Below are 16,551 nucleotides of genomic sequence, written 5' to 3' on the forward strand. Positions count from 1 at the left end.
GTCAGCGGGCGCTTTCGTGCCAGCTGCCAAGGACGAGGCGGGACACCCCCACCATGGTTATGAAAAGGAGCACTCCCGTAACCGTGATGAGCAGGAGCGCGGCGAACATCAGCGGAATGTCGAGCTGAAACCCCGCGAGCATGATCTGATAGGCCAGTCCAGCGCCGGAACCACCGGTGCCCGCCACGAATTCCCCCACCACCGCGCCGATCAGCGCCAGCCCGATGGAGATGCGGAACCCGCCGAAGACATAAGGCAGCGCCGCAGGGATCTTCAGACGGGTGAGCGTCTGCCACTTGCTCGCACGGTTGACGCGGAACAGGTTCTCCAGCCCCTGATCCACCGATTTCAGCCCCAGCGTGGTGTTGGAAATGATCGGGAACAGCGCCACGATGGAGGCGCAGAGGATCAGCGCAGCCTCCGTGTTCTTCACGAGGATGATGATGAGCGGAGAGATCGCGGCGATCGGCGTGACCTGAAGCAGCACGGCATAGGGAAAGAGCGAGATTTCCAGAAACCGGCTCTGGACGAACAGTACCGCAAGCAGCACCCCGGCCACCACTGCACAGAGAAAGGCGATGAGCGTGATCCTGAGCGTCGTCCAAAGCGCGGCGAACAGCACGGGCGCCTGATCCACAAGGCTTGCCGCGACATCGGTGGGCTTGGGGAAGATATAGACCGGTACGGACCAGAGGCGGCAGGCCAGTTCCCAGACCGTGACGACCATCAGACCGACGAGCAGCGGGCCAGCGATGCGCAGGAAGACTTCGTTCTTCATGAGCGGCATGTCGCATCTCCAGCGGGATCCAGCCCGGATGCTTCTCCCAGCAGGCGGGTGAGTTCGGCGCAATACTCGGCGAAGCGGGTGGAGACGCGGAAGCTTTCCGCCCGAGGGAAGGGTTCGTCGATGGTCAGTTCAGCATGGATGCGGCCGGGATTGGCCGCCATGACGACAACACGGGAGGACAGGAATACAGCCTCGTAGATCGAATGGGTGACGAAGACGAGCGACAGGTTCCGCTCCGCCCTGAGCGCCAGCAGGTCGCTGTCCAGCCGGTTGCGCGTGAACTCGTCCAGCGCACCGAATGGTTCGTCCATGAGCAGCGCATCCGGCTCCGCCACCAGCGCGCGGGCAATTGAAACCCGCATCTTCATGCCGCCGGAAATCTGGCGGGGATAAAGACGCTCGGCGCCTTTCAGCCCGACCCGCTCCAGCGCCGCCTGTGCGCGGGCATTACCCTCCGCCTTGGGCACATGGGCAAGGTCGAGGGGCAGGCGCACGTTGTCGATGACTCGCGCCCATGGCAGCAGCGTCGCATCCTGAAACACGATGCCCAGGTTGCGCCCGGGCTGCCCCACCCGGTCATAGCCGCCGCGCCACCAGGCGATGCGCCCGTCCGTCGGCTCTGCCAGATGGGCCATCAGGCTCAGCAGGGTCGATTTGCCGCAGCCCGAGGGGCCGATCAGCGTGACCACCTCCCCCTCATGCACGGTGAGGTCAATAGGGGAGAGGACGCGCCGGTTGCCGAAGCTCTTTTCGGCGGAGAGCACTTCAATGACCGGTGGCGCGGGTTCGGGGTGGATGGAGGTGACAGGCGGTTTTGGCATGACGGAGATCATGGCATCCCTCGCAGGCAGACGTCTTCACGGCGGGTATCGGGATTGCGATTGGTCGTCACAGGTCGCGAGCGGACTCCATGGGCGGGCGCGGAGTGAGGGAGGGCGGCGTGGACCGTCAAATTCCGTAGCAGCGGGGGCGAAGCGCTGGACAAAGGAGTCGACCTGCGCACGATGGCGGCGGGAGGCGAGCGGCGTGCAAGCAGCGCTTCAACGGTGCCGCTATACCCGCGGCGCAGCGGAGCGGCCTGAGGAGAATTCTTGCGGGCGGGATACATCGGACCCCTCCTCACTGGCTCGGCAGAACGTTGATCTCGTCGATGATCCGCGTGGTGAAGGCGGATTGCCAGTCGGTTTCCGCAGGCAGCAGATCGGCGCCGACCATATAATCATAGCTCGCCTTCCAGCGGTCGGGGTTCATCGTGCCGATGCCGTGAATCGCGGCATCCTCCATGCCGACGGTGTTCATCTCCCGCAGATGGGAGACGGCGAAGTCGAGCTGTTCCTCCGTCATCTTCGGGTTGGCCTCCCGGATCAGCACATTGCCGGGGGCCGGATCGGCGAGGTAGCTTTTCCAGCCTTCCATGGAAGCCTGAACGAAGCGGCGGAGCGCATCCTCCCGCTGCGCCAGAACGTCATGCCGGGTGGTGATCGTGCCGCCGTAGGGCGGGTAGCCCTCTGCATAGAAAGGCAGGAAGTTGTAGGACATGCCAAGCTGCGTCAGCCCATATGGCTCAGAGGAGGCAAACCCTTGCTGCACCGCATGGCCGTCGGCGACAAAAGGCTGAATGTTGAACGTATAGGGTTTCACCTGATCGTCGGAGAGCCCGTATTTTGCCTTCAGCCACGGCCACCAGGAAGTGCGGGCAGAGGTCGCCATCATCACAGTCCGATCGCCGATCTGATCGAGCGCGGCCACGTCGGGATGCGTAACGAGCCCGTTCATGTCATGCTGGAACACCGCGGCGACGGCGACCAGGGGAAGACCCTGTGATACGCCGTTCAGGATCTGGAAGTCGAAGCCGGAATAGGCATCCGCCTCTCCCGCCAGCAAAAGCTGCATGGAATTCACCTGCGGGCCACCCATGCGGATCGTCACATCCAGCCCGGCCTTTTCGTAAAGACCGGTGGCGAGCGCCTGATAGAACCCGCCATGCTCCGCCTGTGCGAACCATGACGTCATGAAGGTGAAAGGCTCGCCAGCGAACGCGGGCGTGGCGGCGGAGAGCAGGAGCGCGCCCAGGACGGGGCGGAAATGGCGGGTCATGGCGGTCTCTCTGTTGGATCGTTGTTTTTGTTACACGAGCTATGCGGCCCGAAAGCGCTGAGGAAAAGCAGCAAGATCTGCCATGCCTGTAAACATTTGGTTGACGCTCCGAACGGTGCTGCCTAGCCTCGCGGACAGGGGGCATCCATGCTGCACGGGCGTTTGTTGAACTATCTGGATGAGGTCGCGCGGGCAGGATCCATCCGCAAGGCCGCGGAACGGCTGAATGTTTCACCGACCGCCGTCAACCGCCAGATCCTCCAGCTGGAGGAGATGCTGGATGTGCAGCTTTTTCAGCGCCTGCCGCGAGGGATGAAGCTCACCGCCGCGGGGGAGGCACTGCTCAGCCATGTTCGTCAGACGCTCCGGGATTACCGCGCGCTCGAATCACGGCTGGAGGACATGCGCGAGATGCGGGGCGGGGAGGTGCGGCTCGTCACCATGAACGGGCTGGCGAGCGGGCTTGTCGCCGCCGCGGTGCGCGATTTCGCTGCCCGCTTTGCGCGGGTGCGGATCGAATGCGGCGTGACCTTCATCTCGGGCATCATTCGCGCGGTGATCGAGGGGGAGGCCGATTTGGGGCTGGGTTACAACCTGCCGGATGATCCGCAGCTTGCGGTCCTCGACCGCTATGACGCGCCTCTGGGTGCGGTGGTGGCGCCGGATCATCCACTGGCCCGTGCCGAAAAGCTCCGCCCGGGGGATTGTGCCGGCTATCCGCTCGTCCTGGCGGATGAGACAATGGTCATGCATCGCACGATCCGCGACGCGCTCCTGCGTGCGAACCTCAGCTTCCGCCCGCAGTTTCAGTCCAACTCGATAGATTTCATGCGGGAGATCGCGGCGGCTGGCGAGGCTATCGCATTTCTGAGCGCCTTCGACGTGGCGATGGATGTGGCGGAGGGGCGGCTGATCCATGTGCCGCTGCTGGACCCGGCGATGCGGCCCAATGTCCTGATGCTGGTGACGCGGCGCGCGCGGGTGCAGGAACGCCCGACGCTGCAGTTCGTCGAGACGCTGCGCGGCTATCTGGCTGAGTGACGGGAGCCAAGCGAGCATGTCGCCGGGCCTCTGAGAGTGTCCGCGGGGAGGCTGTCTGAGGTACGGCCGCGCGAAGGGGCGGAGGGGCCGTGCGGTTCTTCCGCAATCAGAGCGGGAGCGTTCAGGCGTCGTGCAGGATTTTCTCAAAGAAATGATCCGGATAGGGGTCTTCGTTGAAGCGATCTATCTCCTTCCAGCCGCTGGACCGGTAGAGGGTGATCGCCTCGGACAAAGCGCTGTTGCTGTCGAGCCGGAGGGTGCGGAGCCCAAGCGCGCTGGCGCGCGCCTCAAGCGCTGCCATCATTCTCCGCCCATAGCCGAGGCCCCGTGCTGACGGATCTGTCCAGACGCGCTTTACCTCCGCAAAACCCTTGTCAGTACCCTTCACGCCGCCGCAGGCCACCGGCAGACCGTCTGAGAGGGCGATGAGGAACGTGCCGCGCGGCGGCTCCATGTCCCGCGCTTCCGGGTCGGCGGAGAGCGTGACGTCAAAGCCCTGTGCAAGCCGCTGGCCAAGCTCCGTATAATAGGCCTGCAAACAATACACCGCTCGCGGATCCCGGGGAGAGACCTCGGCAAAGGTGACACTGTCGCGCCCCAGCGCAGAGGCCACGAGATCCATTGCCGCCAGCAATGCCTGCGGCTGGGGGTGGCGAGAGAGGATATCCGCCGCCTGCCTGTCCGACAGCGCCTCATAGGCCGCATGTTCGCGCCACCCTGCCTCTGTCAGGCGGGCAAGGCGGCGGCGGGTGTCAACGGGGTCCGGCAGCGTCTCCAACAGGCCCTCTGCCTCCAGCTGGCGGAGCAGGCGGCTCATCAGGCCGGAGTCGAGGTTGAGATAGCTCCGGATCTCCCCGATCTCCTCCATCCCCTGACCGATGGCGTTCAGCACCCGCGCAGGACCGAGAGGCCGTCCGCGGCCCAGAAAGGACGTGTCCAATGCGCCGGTCTCACGGGTCACTGCCCGATGGAAGCGGCGGATACGAGCGACGGCTGAGGGCATTTCTCTGACCTTGGTCTGATAATTTTACCTGACTTAGATCAGACATTCACGGGACGCAAGGGAGGATCAAAGCGTGAGCCGCTCCCGCAGCCGCTCCTGCAGGGGGGCGTCCACGCCGTTGGCGGTGAGATAGGCAGTAATACCACCGTGCCGTTCATCAATGTGATCGAGAACCCCCACCATCGCCGCAGGGGGCGAGGAGAGGAGTTCGTCGACCTGTGCGGGGGGCAGCCCCCGCCCCAGCGCACCGGCCCGGAACCCTGCCAGCAGCGGGCCGGCAATGCGCTCGGTCAGGGCGTAATCCTCCACCACGGTTTCCGGCGCCACCCCGGCAAGCGACAGGAGCAGACCGGCGATCAGTCCGGTGCGGTCCTTGCCGACCGTACAGTGGAACAGGACCACACCCGGCTCCGCCATGGCGATGCGGGTAAGGACTTCCGCGATGCGGGTGCCGCACTGGTCTATCGCCTCCAGATAGCGGCCCAGAAGAGTATAGCTCCCCGCCGAAACAGCCATGTCGATGGGCGAGAGCTTTTCGAACAGCGGGACATTGGCATAGGAGATACCGGCCCGCGCGGCATAGGGGCTGGGCTGGCGCGCCAGCTCCGCCGGGCCGCGCAGGTCGATGACACTACGCACGCCCAGATCGTGCAGGTTCAGAAGATCCTCGGGCGTCAGCCCGTGCAGACCGTCGCCGCGCAGCATCCGCCGCCACCGCGTCGTCCCGCCTCCGGCGAGAGCATAGCCGCCGAGGTCACGCACGTTCTCCGCTCCCTGCAACGGGACCAGACGGTTGGTGAGGGAGGGGGTGTCAGCCATGTGCGCCTCGCAGTGTCGTGGGTTCCAGGCTCACGATGCCCCGGTCCAGCGCCGAATGGTAGAGGGCACGGCCCTCGCCGAGGATATCCCGCATCACGGCTTCGGTATCGCCGCCCAGCAGCGGCGCGGTGCCACGGAAGGGCATCCGCCGTCCGTCGATCAGGAAGGGCAGAGCAACCTGACGCTGCGGCCCGAGATGCGGACGCTCCGTGTCGTGATAGCTGCCGGAGAGCGCGAGATGGGGGTCCGCCATCGCTTCCTCCGGGGTTCGGACGGGGGCGGCGGGAATGCCAGCGGCCTGAAGCGCGGCGGCGAGGTGTTCGGCCTCCTGCGGCGCTGTCCATTCGGAGAGGGTGGTTGCCAGCGTCGCTTCCGCGAGACCGGTCAGCCGGGAGAGCGCGCGTCGCTGTCCCTCATTGGCGGCGATGGCGATCCAGCGTCCGCCAGAAGCGGGGTAAAGCCCATGGAGCGCCAGAGCCACATGGCCGGTGCCGGGCCGCGGCGGTTCCCGGCCGGTGGCGGAGCGCGTCAGCACGGGTGCTGCGGCAAACGGCAGCAAGAACTCCACCTGGCTCAGGTTCAGCCACTGGCCGCGTCCCGTCCGCTGCCGATGATGGAGCGCGGCGAGCAGGGCCACCGCCCCGTAAAGCCCGCCGACCGGATCGCCGTAAGCGACATGCCCCAGTACCGGCGGCTCCCCCGGTTCGCCCCGGAAGCTGGGCAGGCCCGATGCCTGTTCCAGCGTTGAGCCATAGGCCCGCGTATCTGAGAGCGGATTGCCGGTGCCGAAGGCGGACATCGACAGCATGACCAGATCGTCGCGCCCCTCGGAGAGCACGTCCCAGCCGACACCAAGCCGTGCGATGACGCCTGCGGCATGGTTCTCCACCACCGCATCGCTCTCCGCGACCAGCCGCCGGGCGAGTTCCGCGCCTTCCGGCGTGGTGAGGTCGAAGCTGACGCTCCGCTTGCCGCGGTTCATCGCGGCGAAACGGTGGCTTTTCTCGAACTGGCGGTCGGCGATGGCCTCCGGCGTCCACTGCGTCGCCCGCCACCAGTCGGGGTAGCGGCCCGCTTCGATCTTGATGACCTCGGCTCCCAGATCGGCGAGGATGCGTGTCGCCAGCGGCCCGGCCCAGCCCATCGAGAAATCCGCGATCCGCAGGCCCGCGAGCGGCGCATCGGCGGTGGAGCGGGGCGGCGGGGCATGCCCGTCTCCCGGCGGTGCGGCCACATGCAGCGGGGAGGCCGGGGCGTCGAGCACCCGCTCCCCCAGACGCACCGGAGCCACCGCTCCCCGTTCAGCGAACACCGGGTTGGCCAGGATGCCTGCCGCATCCGGCACCACGACGGCGGGGATGCGGAGCCGTCGCGCTTCCTCCGCCCATTCCTGCGCCGTTCGCGCGGGAAGCGCCGCGTCGATCGCTGCCTCCACCGCATCCGCGCGCTGCTCGCGGAGCGTGGTCGTGGCGAAATCGGGGTTCTCGGCCAGATCGACCCGTCCGATCATCCGGCAGAATGCCTCCCACTGCTGCGGCGTGATGAGCGTGACGCCGAGCCATCCCTCCCGGCAGCGGTGGATGCTGAGCGGGCAGGTGGGCGAGAAGCGGTTGATCCCGGCGCGCGGCACCGCCCGCCCGTAATAATCCACATCGGCGACCTGCAACTCCCCGAGCAGCAGCGCGGTTTCCAGAATGCTGACATCGAGGGTCAGGGGAGGCCCCTTTGCCAGCAGCGCCGTCAGCGCCGCAGCAGCCCCGGCAACGCCGCCCAGCATGGCGGATTGCAAGTCGCCCAGCGGCCGGGGAGCACCGTCCTTCGGCCCGGTGGGATGGAGAACACCGGAGAGCGCCTGCACCACCAGATCCGCACCCTGCCATTCCGCATAGGGGCCGGAAGCACCGAGCCATGACAGCCGCACCGTGCCCCGTGTGGGCGTCACGGAAGGCGTGCCACGATGATCCTCTCCGATGATGAGAAGGTCCGGTTGAGCAGATGGCGTGACCGCTTGGGTTTCCGCGCTGCCGTCCGTGCCTTTGCCAATGCGCTTGCCCGCCATCAGCCAGTCGTGGACGAGGCCGCGGGTGGCGGCGTCGCCCGGGACCTCCTCCCGCGTGGCAAGGGGATCGCCGTCGGGTGGGGGCAGCACCGTCACCTCCGCCCCCAGGCCGGCGAGCAGCCGTCCGCACCATGCGCCCGCCACGCCCGGACCCGTCTCCACCACGGTGATCCCTGCGAGCGGCCCGATTCCTGCAGACCTGTCCATCCGGTTCCTCCCCTGTCAGACCGTCACGGGCCGGAACCGCTCGGCCCTCCTCCGACCTGCGGCTCCGTTCATGGATCGCGCCATGGTGCCCGGCGCCACGGTAAGCTGACAGATGTCAGCCTCGCAAGCCATTTGTTGCCGGCGGCCTGTTTACAGCTTGACCCGCTGGGGGGCAGGATCTATCCTGACAAGTGTCAGTAATTCCCGGACGCGGCTGCATGGCCCCCGCGCGAATGGCTGACAGGGGGAAGACAGGGGGGTTGCATGAGGATCATCGGGCTTAACGTCCCGGTCGGATGAGGCCATGGCCCCCGACCGCAAGCGACCTGCTCCCGCACCCCGGCGCCCTGGCGAACCGGGACCACCAGCCATTTCGAGGAAGCCGACCATGACCATATATCTTCAGGTGCTCGCATGATGCCCGTGACCCCCGTCCGCAAACTGCTCGTCGCCAATCGGGGGGAGATCGCGCTGCGCATCTTCCGGACCGCCGCCGAGCTGGGCATCGCGACCGTGGCCGTCTATGCGCCCGATGACCGGGAGAGCCTGCATGTGCGCGGTGCGGATGAGAGCGTGGCGCTTCCCGGCAGCGGCGTGCGCGCCTATCTCGACATGGACGCGGTGATTGCGGCGGCGGAGCAGGTGGGCGCGGATGCGATCCATCCGGGCTACGGCTTTCTGGCCGAGAACGCGGAATTCGCCCGCCGGGTGAACGCGGCAGGCATCCGTTTCGTAGGCCCCACGCCGGAGGCGCTCGCGCTGCTCGGCGACAAGATCGCGGCGAAGGCGCGGGCACGCGAAGTCGGCGTGCCCGTGCTCGAGGGGACGCTGGGGGCCACGTCGCTTGAGGAGGCACAGGACTTCTTCGCAGCGCTCCCCGCAGGGACGGCGATGCTCATCAAGGCCATCGCGGGGGGCGGCGGGCGCGGCATGCGCATCGTTCAGCGCTCGGAGGATGTGGCGGAAGCGTGGCAACGCTGCCGGTCGGAGGCGGAGGCGGCCTTTGGTGACCCGGGCGTCTATGTGGAGCAGTTCCTGCCCGCCGCGCGCCATATAGAGGTGCAGATCCTCGGCGACGGCACGGGCGCCTGCGTTCAGCTCGGCGAACGGGAATGCACCCTGCAACGCCGCCATCAGAAGGTGCTGGAAATGGCGCCCAGCCCGTCGCTTTCCGCCGATGAGCGGGAGACGCTGGCGGAGCGGGCGCTGAAACTGGCCCGGAGCGTCGATTACCGCTCCCTCGGCACGTTCGAGTTCCTGATGGGCGAGGGTCCGGGGGAGCGCCTGTTCTTCATCGAGGCCAACCCGCGTATCCAGGTCGAACACACCGTGACGGAGGAGGTCTTCGGCCAGGATCTCGTCGCGCTGCAACTGGGCATCGCGGGCGGGCGGACGCTGGAGTCCCTGGGTATTTCGCAGGATGCGCTCCGCCCCCGCGGCTATGCGGTGCAGGCGCGCGTCAACATGGAGCATATGGATGCCACGGGCGGCGCGCTGCCCACGGGGGGCGTCATCGCCCGCTACGAGCCCCCGAGCGGGCCGGGCGTGCGCGTGGATGGCTTCGCGCGGGCCGGCTACAGGACATCGGCGAGCTATGACAGCCTGCTGGCCAAGGTGATCGTCCATACCACGGCGGCGGATCTTTCCGTCGCCCTCCGCAAGGCGGATCGGGCGCTCGCCGAATTCCGCATCGACGGTGTGGAGACGAACATCCCCTGGCTCCGCGCGCTGATCGCGCGGCCGGAGGTTCAGGCCAATGCGGTGACGACACGCTTCATCGAGGCCCATGCCGCCGAACTGGCGCAAGCGGCAGAAGCCTATGTGCCGGTGGCAGAGGCCGCGGATGCGGCGGCCGCCATGGCGCAGAAGCCGGAACTGGTGCTCGAAGGGGCAGAGCCGGTGCGCGCGCCCATGCAATCCACCGTGGTATCCATGGATGTGAAGGAAGGCGACGAGGTCCGGGCCGGTCAGCAGCTCGCCATCCTCGAAGCGATGAAGATGGAGCATGTCGTGTCCTCCCCCTGTGCGGCACGTGTCGTGGCGGTGGGCGCGGGGGCGGGCCAGACGGTCATGTTCGGGGAGATGCTCCTTGCCCTTGAACCTGCGGATGGCGGGGCGGAGGAGCAGGCGAAGGATGCGGCGCTCGACCTCGACCATATCCGCGACGACCTGGCCGAGATGGAGCAGCGCCGCGCCTTCGGCCGCGACGAGAACCGCCCCGATGCCGTGGCAAAACGGCACCGTCAGGGCAAGCAGACCGCGCGGGAGAACATCGCCCAGATCTGCGATCCCGACACCTTCGTGGAATACGGGGAGCTTGCCATTGCCGCGCAGCGGCAACGCCGCTCGCTCGACGATCTGATCCGCAACACCACAGGGGACGGGATGCTGACCGGCCTCGGCACGGTCAATGGGGATGCCTTCGGAGCGGAGCGCGCGCGGTGCGCTTTCGCCGTCGGCGACTACACCGTGCTTGCCGGAACGCAGGGACAGCGGCATCACCGCAAGCTCGACCGTATCCTGCATGTGGCCGAGCAGTGGAACCTGCCCGTCGTGCTGTTCGCAGAAGGCGGCGGCGGACGGCCCGGCGATACGGAGCGCGCGACCTATGCCGGGATTTCCAACGGCACCTTCTCCCGCTTCGCCGGACTAAGCGGGCAGGTGCCCCTGGTCGGTGTGGTCTCGGGGCGGTGCTTTGCGGGGAACGCGGCGCTGCTGGGCTGCTGCGACGTGATCATTGCGGATGAGACGAGCAATATCGGCATGGCGGGTCCGGCGATGATCGAGGGCGGCGGGCTTGGTGTCTATCCGCCCGAGGCGATCGGCCCGATCGACGTGCAGACCGCGAATGGCGTCGTCGATATCCGCGTGAAGGACGAGGCGGAAGCCTGCCGCGTCGTGCGCCAGTATCTCTCCTATTTCCAGGGGGATATCGCGGAGTGGGAGGCCCCCGACCAACGCCGCCTGCGTCACGTGGTGCCGGAGAACCGCCTCCGGGTATACGAGGTTCGGGACGCGCTCGAGACCATCGCCGATGTGGGTTCCCTGCTGGAACTCCGCCGCGAATTCGGCGTGGGGATCGTCACCGCCTTCATCCGCATCGAGGGCAAGCCTTTCGGCGTGATCGCCAACAATCCCAAGCACTTGGGCGGCGCAATCGACGCGGATGCATCGGACAAGGCCTCTCGCTTCATGCCGCTTTGCGACGCGTTCGACATCCCCCTGGTCTCGCTCTGCGATTCGCCGGGCTTCATGGTGGGGCCGGAGGCGGAAAAGACCGCTCTCGTGCGCCATGTCTGCCGGATGTATGTGACGGGCCGTTCGATCACGGTGCCGCTTTTCACCGTGGTGCTGCGCAAGTTCTATGGGCTCGGTGCGATGAGTATGGCCGGCGGCGGCACCTACGACAACTTCTTCACCGTCGCCTGGCCGACGGGAGAGTTCGGTCCGATGGGGCTGGAGGGTGCCGTGCGGCTTGGCTTCCGGCGTGAGCTTGATGAAGTGACCGATCCGGAGGAGAAACAGCGTCTCTATGACCGGCTGCTTGAGGAATATCGGGAGCAAGGGAAGGCGATTTCCGTTGCCTCCAGCCTGGAGATCGACGCCGTGATCGACCCGGTAGAGACACGCGCATGGATCCTTGCGGGGTTGCGTTCGGTCAAGCTGCGTCCGCCGCTGTCGGGGCGCAAGCGGCCCTTCGTCGATACCTGGTAGGTTCGCGCCCGCAGCATTGCCAATTGTTGACAATTGGCAATTGACTTGCTGCACGATCTGTTGATGCTTCTGCAAGGCGGGTGCGATGCATCCGCCTTTCGGCCTGCGGAGACGATCCACCATGACCTTGACGCTTTTGAGAAGTCCGAAGACCATTCCCGAGCAGATCGCCGACACCTGCGGCGTGATGATCGTGGACGGGAGTTTCGCGGCCGGGCAACGCATGGTGGAGCAGCAGGTGGCGGAGCAGTTCGGTGTCAGCCGCGGCCCGGTGCGGGAGGCCTTCCGCATCCTTCAGAAGCGGCGCCTCATCGACATCACGCCGCGGCGCGGCGCGCATGTACTGCCGATCTCCCTCGCCTCCATCTCCGATCTGTTCAACGTACGCATGGCCCTGGCCTGTCTCGCCGTCCGCACACTCGGCGAGCGGGATCGGGAAGAGGCGGCGCTGGAAAAAATCCGTGTGCGCATTGAGACCTTGGCTCAGATCGCGGCGAATGAGGAGAGCACGCATCTGACCTTCGGGCTGGGTATGACCCGTGCTGTTCACGCAATTTCTCAGGCGAGCGGCAACGACCTTGTCGTCCAGCTCATGCGCGAGATGAATGAGCAGACCCTTTGGACGACGATCTGGCGCAAGCCGCTTGATTACGCGACCCCGGCGGCCCGGGAGCGGCGCGCTACGCAGATGCGCACTGTCTGGGACGCAATCCTGACAGGTGAGACGCTGACGGCGGAATCCCGGCTGCGTATCCTGCTGGAGGAAAGCCGTGACGGGGCGCTTGCCCGCCTTGCGGCGACCCGGAGGTTTGAGGTTGGCTAACCGCTAGCTGGACAGAAAGAGCCGCGAAACGGAGGTGAGAAATCACCTCCTTTTTTATTGTCGGCAGAATCCTGACAAATGACAGGTTACCAGCAGGTATGTTGTTGACAGTTGACGGTGTGGATGTTTCTGTCTCCTCACACGGTATGCGCCGGGGAGGGCGCGCGCCGTTGGGGGAGGACTGCCATGCCAAGACCGCTGCGACATTTGCCGCCTCCGCCAAGCATTCGGCGCAGGCCCGCCTTCGGCCAAACGGCCTTGACCCGTGCCCGCAGATGGAAGGGAGAGGGAACATGACCATTGCCTATGCGCAGCCCGACGCTGCGGCGCGTCCGGTCTCCGGCAAGACTGCAGATACGCCGCTGCTGAGTGTCGAGGGGGCGAGCATCGCCTTTGGCGCCGTGCAGATCACGAAGGACGTCTCCTTCTCCATACAACGCGGCGAACGCGTCGGGCTGGTGGGGGAAAGCGGCTGCGGAAAGTCCGTGACGGGCTTGTCGCTTCTGCGCCTGCTGCCCCGTACCTCCCGATTGGGCGGACGCATCATGTTCGAGGGGGAGGACATCCTCACCATGCAGCCCCGCCGGCTGCGGCAGGTGCGCGGCAATCGCATGGCGATGATCTTTCAGGAACCCATGAGCGCGCTCGATCCGGTTTTCACCATCGGCGACCAGATCAGCGAGGCGCTCCGCCTCCATCGCGACGTAAGCCGGGCGGATGCACGCACCGCGGCGATCGACGCGCTCCGCGACGTTGGGATCCCCGCGCCAGAGCGGCGTTACGACGAATATCCGCACCAGCTTTCGGGGGGCATGCGCCAGCGGGCAATGATCGCCATGGCGCTGATCTGCCGTCCGCAACTGCTCATCGCCGACGAGCCGACGACCGCACTGGACGTGACCATCCAGGCGCAGATCATGGACCTGCTCCGCCGGCTGAGCGAAGAGGCGGGCACGGCCTTGCTGTTCATCACGCATGACCTTGGCGTGGTGGCAGAGACCTGCACCCGGATGCTGACGATGTATGCCGGCCAGATCGTAGAGGATGCGCCGGTGGACGATGTGCTCCTGAAGCCGCGCCATCCCTATACATCGGGGCTGCTGCGCTCGCTTCCGCGGCTGAACCAGAAGCGGGGGGAGCTGGCATTCATCCCGGGTCGCGTCCCCGCCCCCGCGCAGATGCCGGAGGGCTGTCGTTTCCGCGCACGCTGCGACTTTGCCCGTGCCGGATGCGAGCGGCCGCAGATGCTGGAGCCGTCCGGCCCGGACCGGCTGGCCCGCTGCTGGCGGCAGCGCGATCTCGATCTGGAAGGAGCTGTCGCATGAGGGACACCACCATGACAGAGGCGCGGGAGACGGTCATCGCCGTCCGCAACCTCCACATCCGATTTCCCGTCAACGGCGGGGCGGAGACGGTGAAGGCCGTGGACGGTGTCGATTTCTCCGTTCTCGACGGTGAGACCTTCGGAATCATCGGCGAGTCCGGCTCTGGCAAGACCACCATCGGTCGGGCGCTCGCCGGATTGCTTGAGCCGACTGAGGGCGACATTCTTTATGAGGGGGAAGACCTTCGCCGCCTCTCGCGCAAGGCGTATCGGGAACGGCGGCGGCACTACCAGATCATCTTTCAGGATCCGAACGCGTCGCTCAACCCCCGCAAGACCATCCTGGAAAGCCTCCTGGAGCCGATGGTCATCAAGGGCGGGATGAGCCGGGAGGACATGCGACGCAAGGCGATGGAATCGCTGGACCGCGCAGGGCTACGCGCCGATCTGGCGGAACGCTATCCCCATCAGCTCTCGGGCGGACAGAAGCAGCGGGTAAACATTGCCCGCATCCTGCCGCTGGAGCCGAAGTTCGTTGTCTGCGACGAGGTAGTGGCCGCACTGGACGTGTCGATCCGGGGCGAGATATTGAACCTGTTCAATACCTTGCAGCGTGACCTTGGCCTGTCCTTCGCTTTCATCGCGCATGACATCTCCGTCGTCGCCCATGTCAGCGACAGGATCGCGGTTACCTATCTGGGCCGATTCATGGAATTGGGGAACACGGATGATGTCATCCACCGCCCCCTCCATCCCTATACCGCCGCACTGCTTTCGGCAGAGCCGGAGCCACTGCCCGCTGCCATGCGCACCTCGCGTCGCATGCAGCTGAAGGGGGAAATCCCGAGCCCTATCTCACCGCCCAGCGGTTGCCGCTTCCGTACACGCTGCCCCTTTGCGGCGGCGCGCTGCGCGGAGCAGGTGCCCGAATGGCGAGAGATGCGGCCCGGACAGTTCGTCGCCTGCCATTTCGCGGGCGAACTCGATTTCACGGTCGCCGCCTGAAAGCGGTCGATCAGAGAACGTCAAACGGTGCCGCCTGAGCGCGGCTGCAGGAGACCGGGGAGGGTGTCCTATGAGCTTCACCACTGAGGAACGCCGCAACATTGCCCGGCTGCTTCCAGACATGCGTCGCCGTCAGATCCTGATCGGCATGGGCGCCACCGCGGCAATAGGTGCCATCGGTCTGCCGCGGGGCTTGCGGGCGGCTGCTTCCGGTACCTTGACCGTGGCGGCGAATGCCAACCCGTCGAGCCTCGATCCCGCGACGGGCGGCTCCGGGTCCGACCACGTGTTCCTGTTCAACTTCTACGACACTCTGATCGACTGGACCCCCGATACGCTGGAGCCTGTCCCCGGCCTCGCCCGGGCCTTCTCCTTCTCCGACCCGAAGACCCTGGTGCTGGATCTGCAGGAGGGAGTGACCTTTCACGATGGTACGCCGCTCGATGCAGAGGCAGTGAAGCTCAACCTCGACCGCAGCAGGGAGGCGCAGGTTTCCAACATCCGCGCGGATCTGGAAACCGTAGAGAGCGTGGAGGTGACCGGCCCGCTGCAGGTTACGCTGCACCTCAAGGAGCCTGACAGCGCGCTGCCGCTTATCCTCTCGGACCGTGCGGGCATGATGATTTCCCCCAAGGCGCTGAGCGAAGCCGAGGGTGGCCGCGTCGATCGCGCGCCCGTCGGTGCGGGACCGTGGAAATTCACCGGCTGGACGGATGGAGAGCGGGTGGCCGGCGAAGCCTATTCCGGCTACTGGCGGCAGGGCGCGCCCGGCGTGGGGAATATCGAACTTCTGGTCGTGCCCGAACCCACCACGCGGCTTCGCGCGGTGCAGTCCGGGCAGGCACAGATCGCCTATCAGCTTTCGGAACGCCAGATCCCCATCATCAAGCGCACACCCAACCTGACGCTGATGGAAACGCCGACGCTATATGTCTACAACCTCTACCTCAACGCCGGTCGCGGAGCGTTGCAGGATCCGCGCGTGCGGCGGGCGCTGAGCCTTGCCATCGACCGCGATGCCTTTCTGCTGGCGACGCAGGCGGGTGTGGGAGAAGCGGCCTATGGCCTTCTGCCGAAGATGCACTGGGCCTATTCGCCGGAGCCTCAGACCCTCAACGCTCATGATCCGGACAAGGCGGCGGCGTTGATGAAGGAGGCCGGCGTCTCGGGGCTGGAACTCGATTTCCGCGGCTATCCCGATCAGGCCTCCGTGCAGCGGCAGGAAGTCATCATGAGCCAGCTCGCCCGCATCGGCGTGAAGGGGCGGTTCACCAACGCGCCCATCGCGGAATCCTCCGGACGTTTCTTCGGGCCGGAGAAGATCGGCGACGTGCTTCTGTCCGCCTGGACCGGGCGTCCGGATCCGAGCATGTCCTATGATCTCGTATTCTCGCAGAATTCCTACTTCAATACCGGCAAGGTCGCGGCGCCCGACGGCTTCGACGCCGCCATTGCCGCCAGCCGGGCTACCCCTGACCAGGCGGAACGGAAAGCCGCGCTCGCCACAGCGCAGAAGCTCGGGGCGGAGTCCTCCATCTCCATCCCGCTCACCGTCCGGTATGAGGTCGACGCTTTCGCGGAGGGCGTGGAAAACTTCACCGCCAACCTGCTCGGCAAGCCGAAGTTCAACGCGGTCACGCGTGTCGGTTGATCCCGACATGCGGCCCAACAG

Annotated in this window: 12 protein-coding genes; 6 read left to right on the forward strand and 6 right to left on the reverse strand. The window is 66.2% G+C overall.

Translation table 11 applies throughout. From position 1 onward, the window contains the following. Position 1: 1 nt before the first annotated feature. The 3 genes from CN97_RS10445 to CN97_RS10455 all read right to left on the reverse strand — a co-directional run bounded on the left by CN97_RS10445 (position 2) and on the right by CN97_RS10455 (position 2,884). The gene (locus tag CN97_RS10445; protein WP_051911139.1) at positions 2-787 is read right to left on the reverse strand and encodes an ABC transporter permease; all 786 of its coding nucleotides are present in this window, start codon (positions 785-787) and stop codon (positions 2-4) included. Further along, positions 775-1,608, reverse strand: a complete 834-nt coding sequence (locus CN97_RS10450; RefSeq protein ID WP_211253677.1) for an ABC transporter ATP-binding protein — start codon at positions 1,606-1,608, stop codon at positions 775-777. The genes CN97_RS10445 and CN97_RS10450 overlap by 13 nt, the downstream gene beginning before the upstream one ends. 298 nt (positions 1,609-1,906) lie before the next feature. Next, complete coding sequence (locus tag CN97_RS10455; protein WP_035710833.1) at positions 1,907-2,884, reverse strand: ABC transporter substrate-binding protein; 978 nt, start codon at positions 2,882-2,884, stop codon at positions 1,907-1,909. A gap of 147 nt (positions 2,885-3,031) precedes the next feature. Between CN97_RS10455 and CN97_RS10460 the strand changes: the two genes are divergently transcribed. Further along, complete coding sequence (locus CN97_RS10460; RefSeq protein ID WP_035710834.1) at positions 3,032-3,925, forward strand: LysR family transcriptional regulator; 894 nt, start codon at positions 3,032-3,034, stop codon at positions 3,923-3,925. A 121-nt stretch (positions 3,926-4,046) separates the two neighbouring features. On the opposite strand, the gene CN97_RS10465 is transcribed toward CN97_RS10460, so the two are convergent. The 3 genes from CN97_RS10465 to CN97_RS10475 form a co-directional block, all read right to left on the reverse strand. Then, on the reverse strand, positions 4,047-4,928 hold the full coding sequence (locus tag CN97_RS10465) for a bifunctional helix-turn-helix transcriptional regulator/GNAT family N-acetyltransferase (protein ID WP_035710835.1): 882 nt from the start codon (positions 4,926-4,928) through the stop codon (positions 4,047-4,049). A gap of 66 nt (positions 4,929-4,994) precedes the next feature. Next, positions 4,995-5,747, reverse strand: a complete 753-nt coding sequence (locus CN97_RS10470) for a tyrosine-protein phosphatase (RefSeq protein ID WP_035710836.1) — start codon at positions 5,745-5,747, stop codon at positions 4,995-4,997. Further along, the gene (locus CN97_RS10475) at positions 5,740-8,013 is read right to left on the reverse strand and encodes a CaiB/BaiF CoA-transferase family protein (protein WP_035710837.1); all 2,274 of its coding nucleotides are present in this window, start codon (positions 8,011-8,013) and stop codon (positions 5,740-5,742) included. Before CN97_RS10475 ends, CN97_RS10470 begins: the two co-directional genes overlap by 8 nt. A gap of 414 nt (positions 8,014-8,427) precedes the next feature. Here CN97_RS10475 and CN97_RS10480 point away from each other — a divergent pair, with 414 nt between their 5' ends. From CN97_RS10480 to CN97_RS10500, 5 genes are all read left to right on the forward strand, one after another. Then, on the forward strand, positions 8,428-11,727 hold the full coding sequence (locus tag CN97_RS10480) for a carboxyl transferase domain-containing protein (protein WP_084684099.1): 3,300 nt from the start codon (positions 8,428-8,430) through the stop codon (positions 11,725-11,727). Positions 11,728-11,848: 121 nt separating this feature from the next. After that, on the forward strand, positions 11,849-12,550 hold the full coding sequence (locus CN97_RS10485) for a GntR family transcriptional regulator (protein WP_165496724.1): 702 nt from the start codon (positions 11,849-11,851) through the stop codon (positions 12,548-12,550). A 293-nt stretch (positions 12,551-12,843) separates the two neighbouring features. Next, on the forward strand, positions 12,844-13,875 hold the full coding sequence (locus CN97_RS10490; RefSeq protein ID WP_088217440.1) for an ABC transporter ATP-binding protein: 1,032 nt from the start codon (positions 12,844-12,846) through the stop codon (positions 13,873-13,875). Next, entirely contained in the window at positions 13,872-14,879 is a 1,008-nt protein-coding gene (locus tag CN97_RS10495; protein WP_035710838.1) for an ABC transporter ATP-binding protein, read from the forward strand. The genes CN97_RS10490 and CN97_RS10495 overlap by 4 nt, the downstream gene beginning before the upstream one ends. 70 nt (positions 14,880-14,949) lie before the next feature. Then, the gene (locus CN97_RS10500) at positions 14,950-16,530 is read left to right on the forward strand and encodes an ABC transporter substrate-binding protein (RefSeq protein ID WP_051911141.1); all 1,581 of its coding nucleotides are present in this window, start codon (positions 14,950-14,952) and stop codon (positions 16,528-16,530) included. The last annotated feature ends 21 nt before the right edge of the window (positions 16,531-16,551 follow it).

This window comes from Haematobacter massiliensis (genome assembly GCF_000740795.1).
GTDB lineage: Bacteria > Pseudomonadota > Alphaproteobacteria > Rhodobacterales > Rhodobacteraceae > Haematobacter > Haematobacter massiliensis.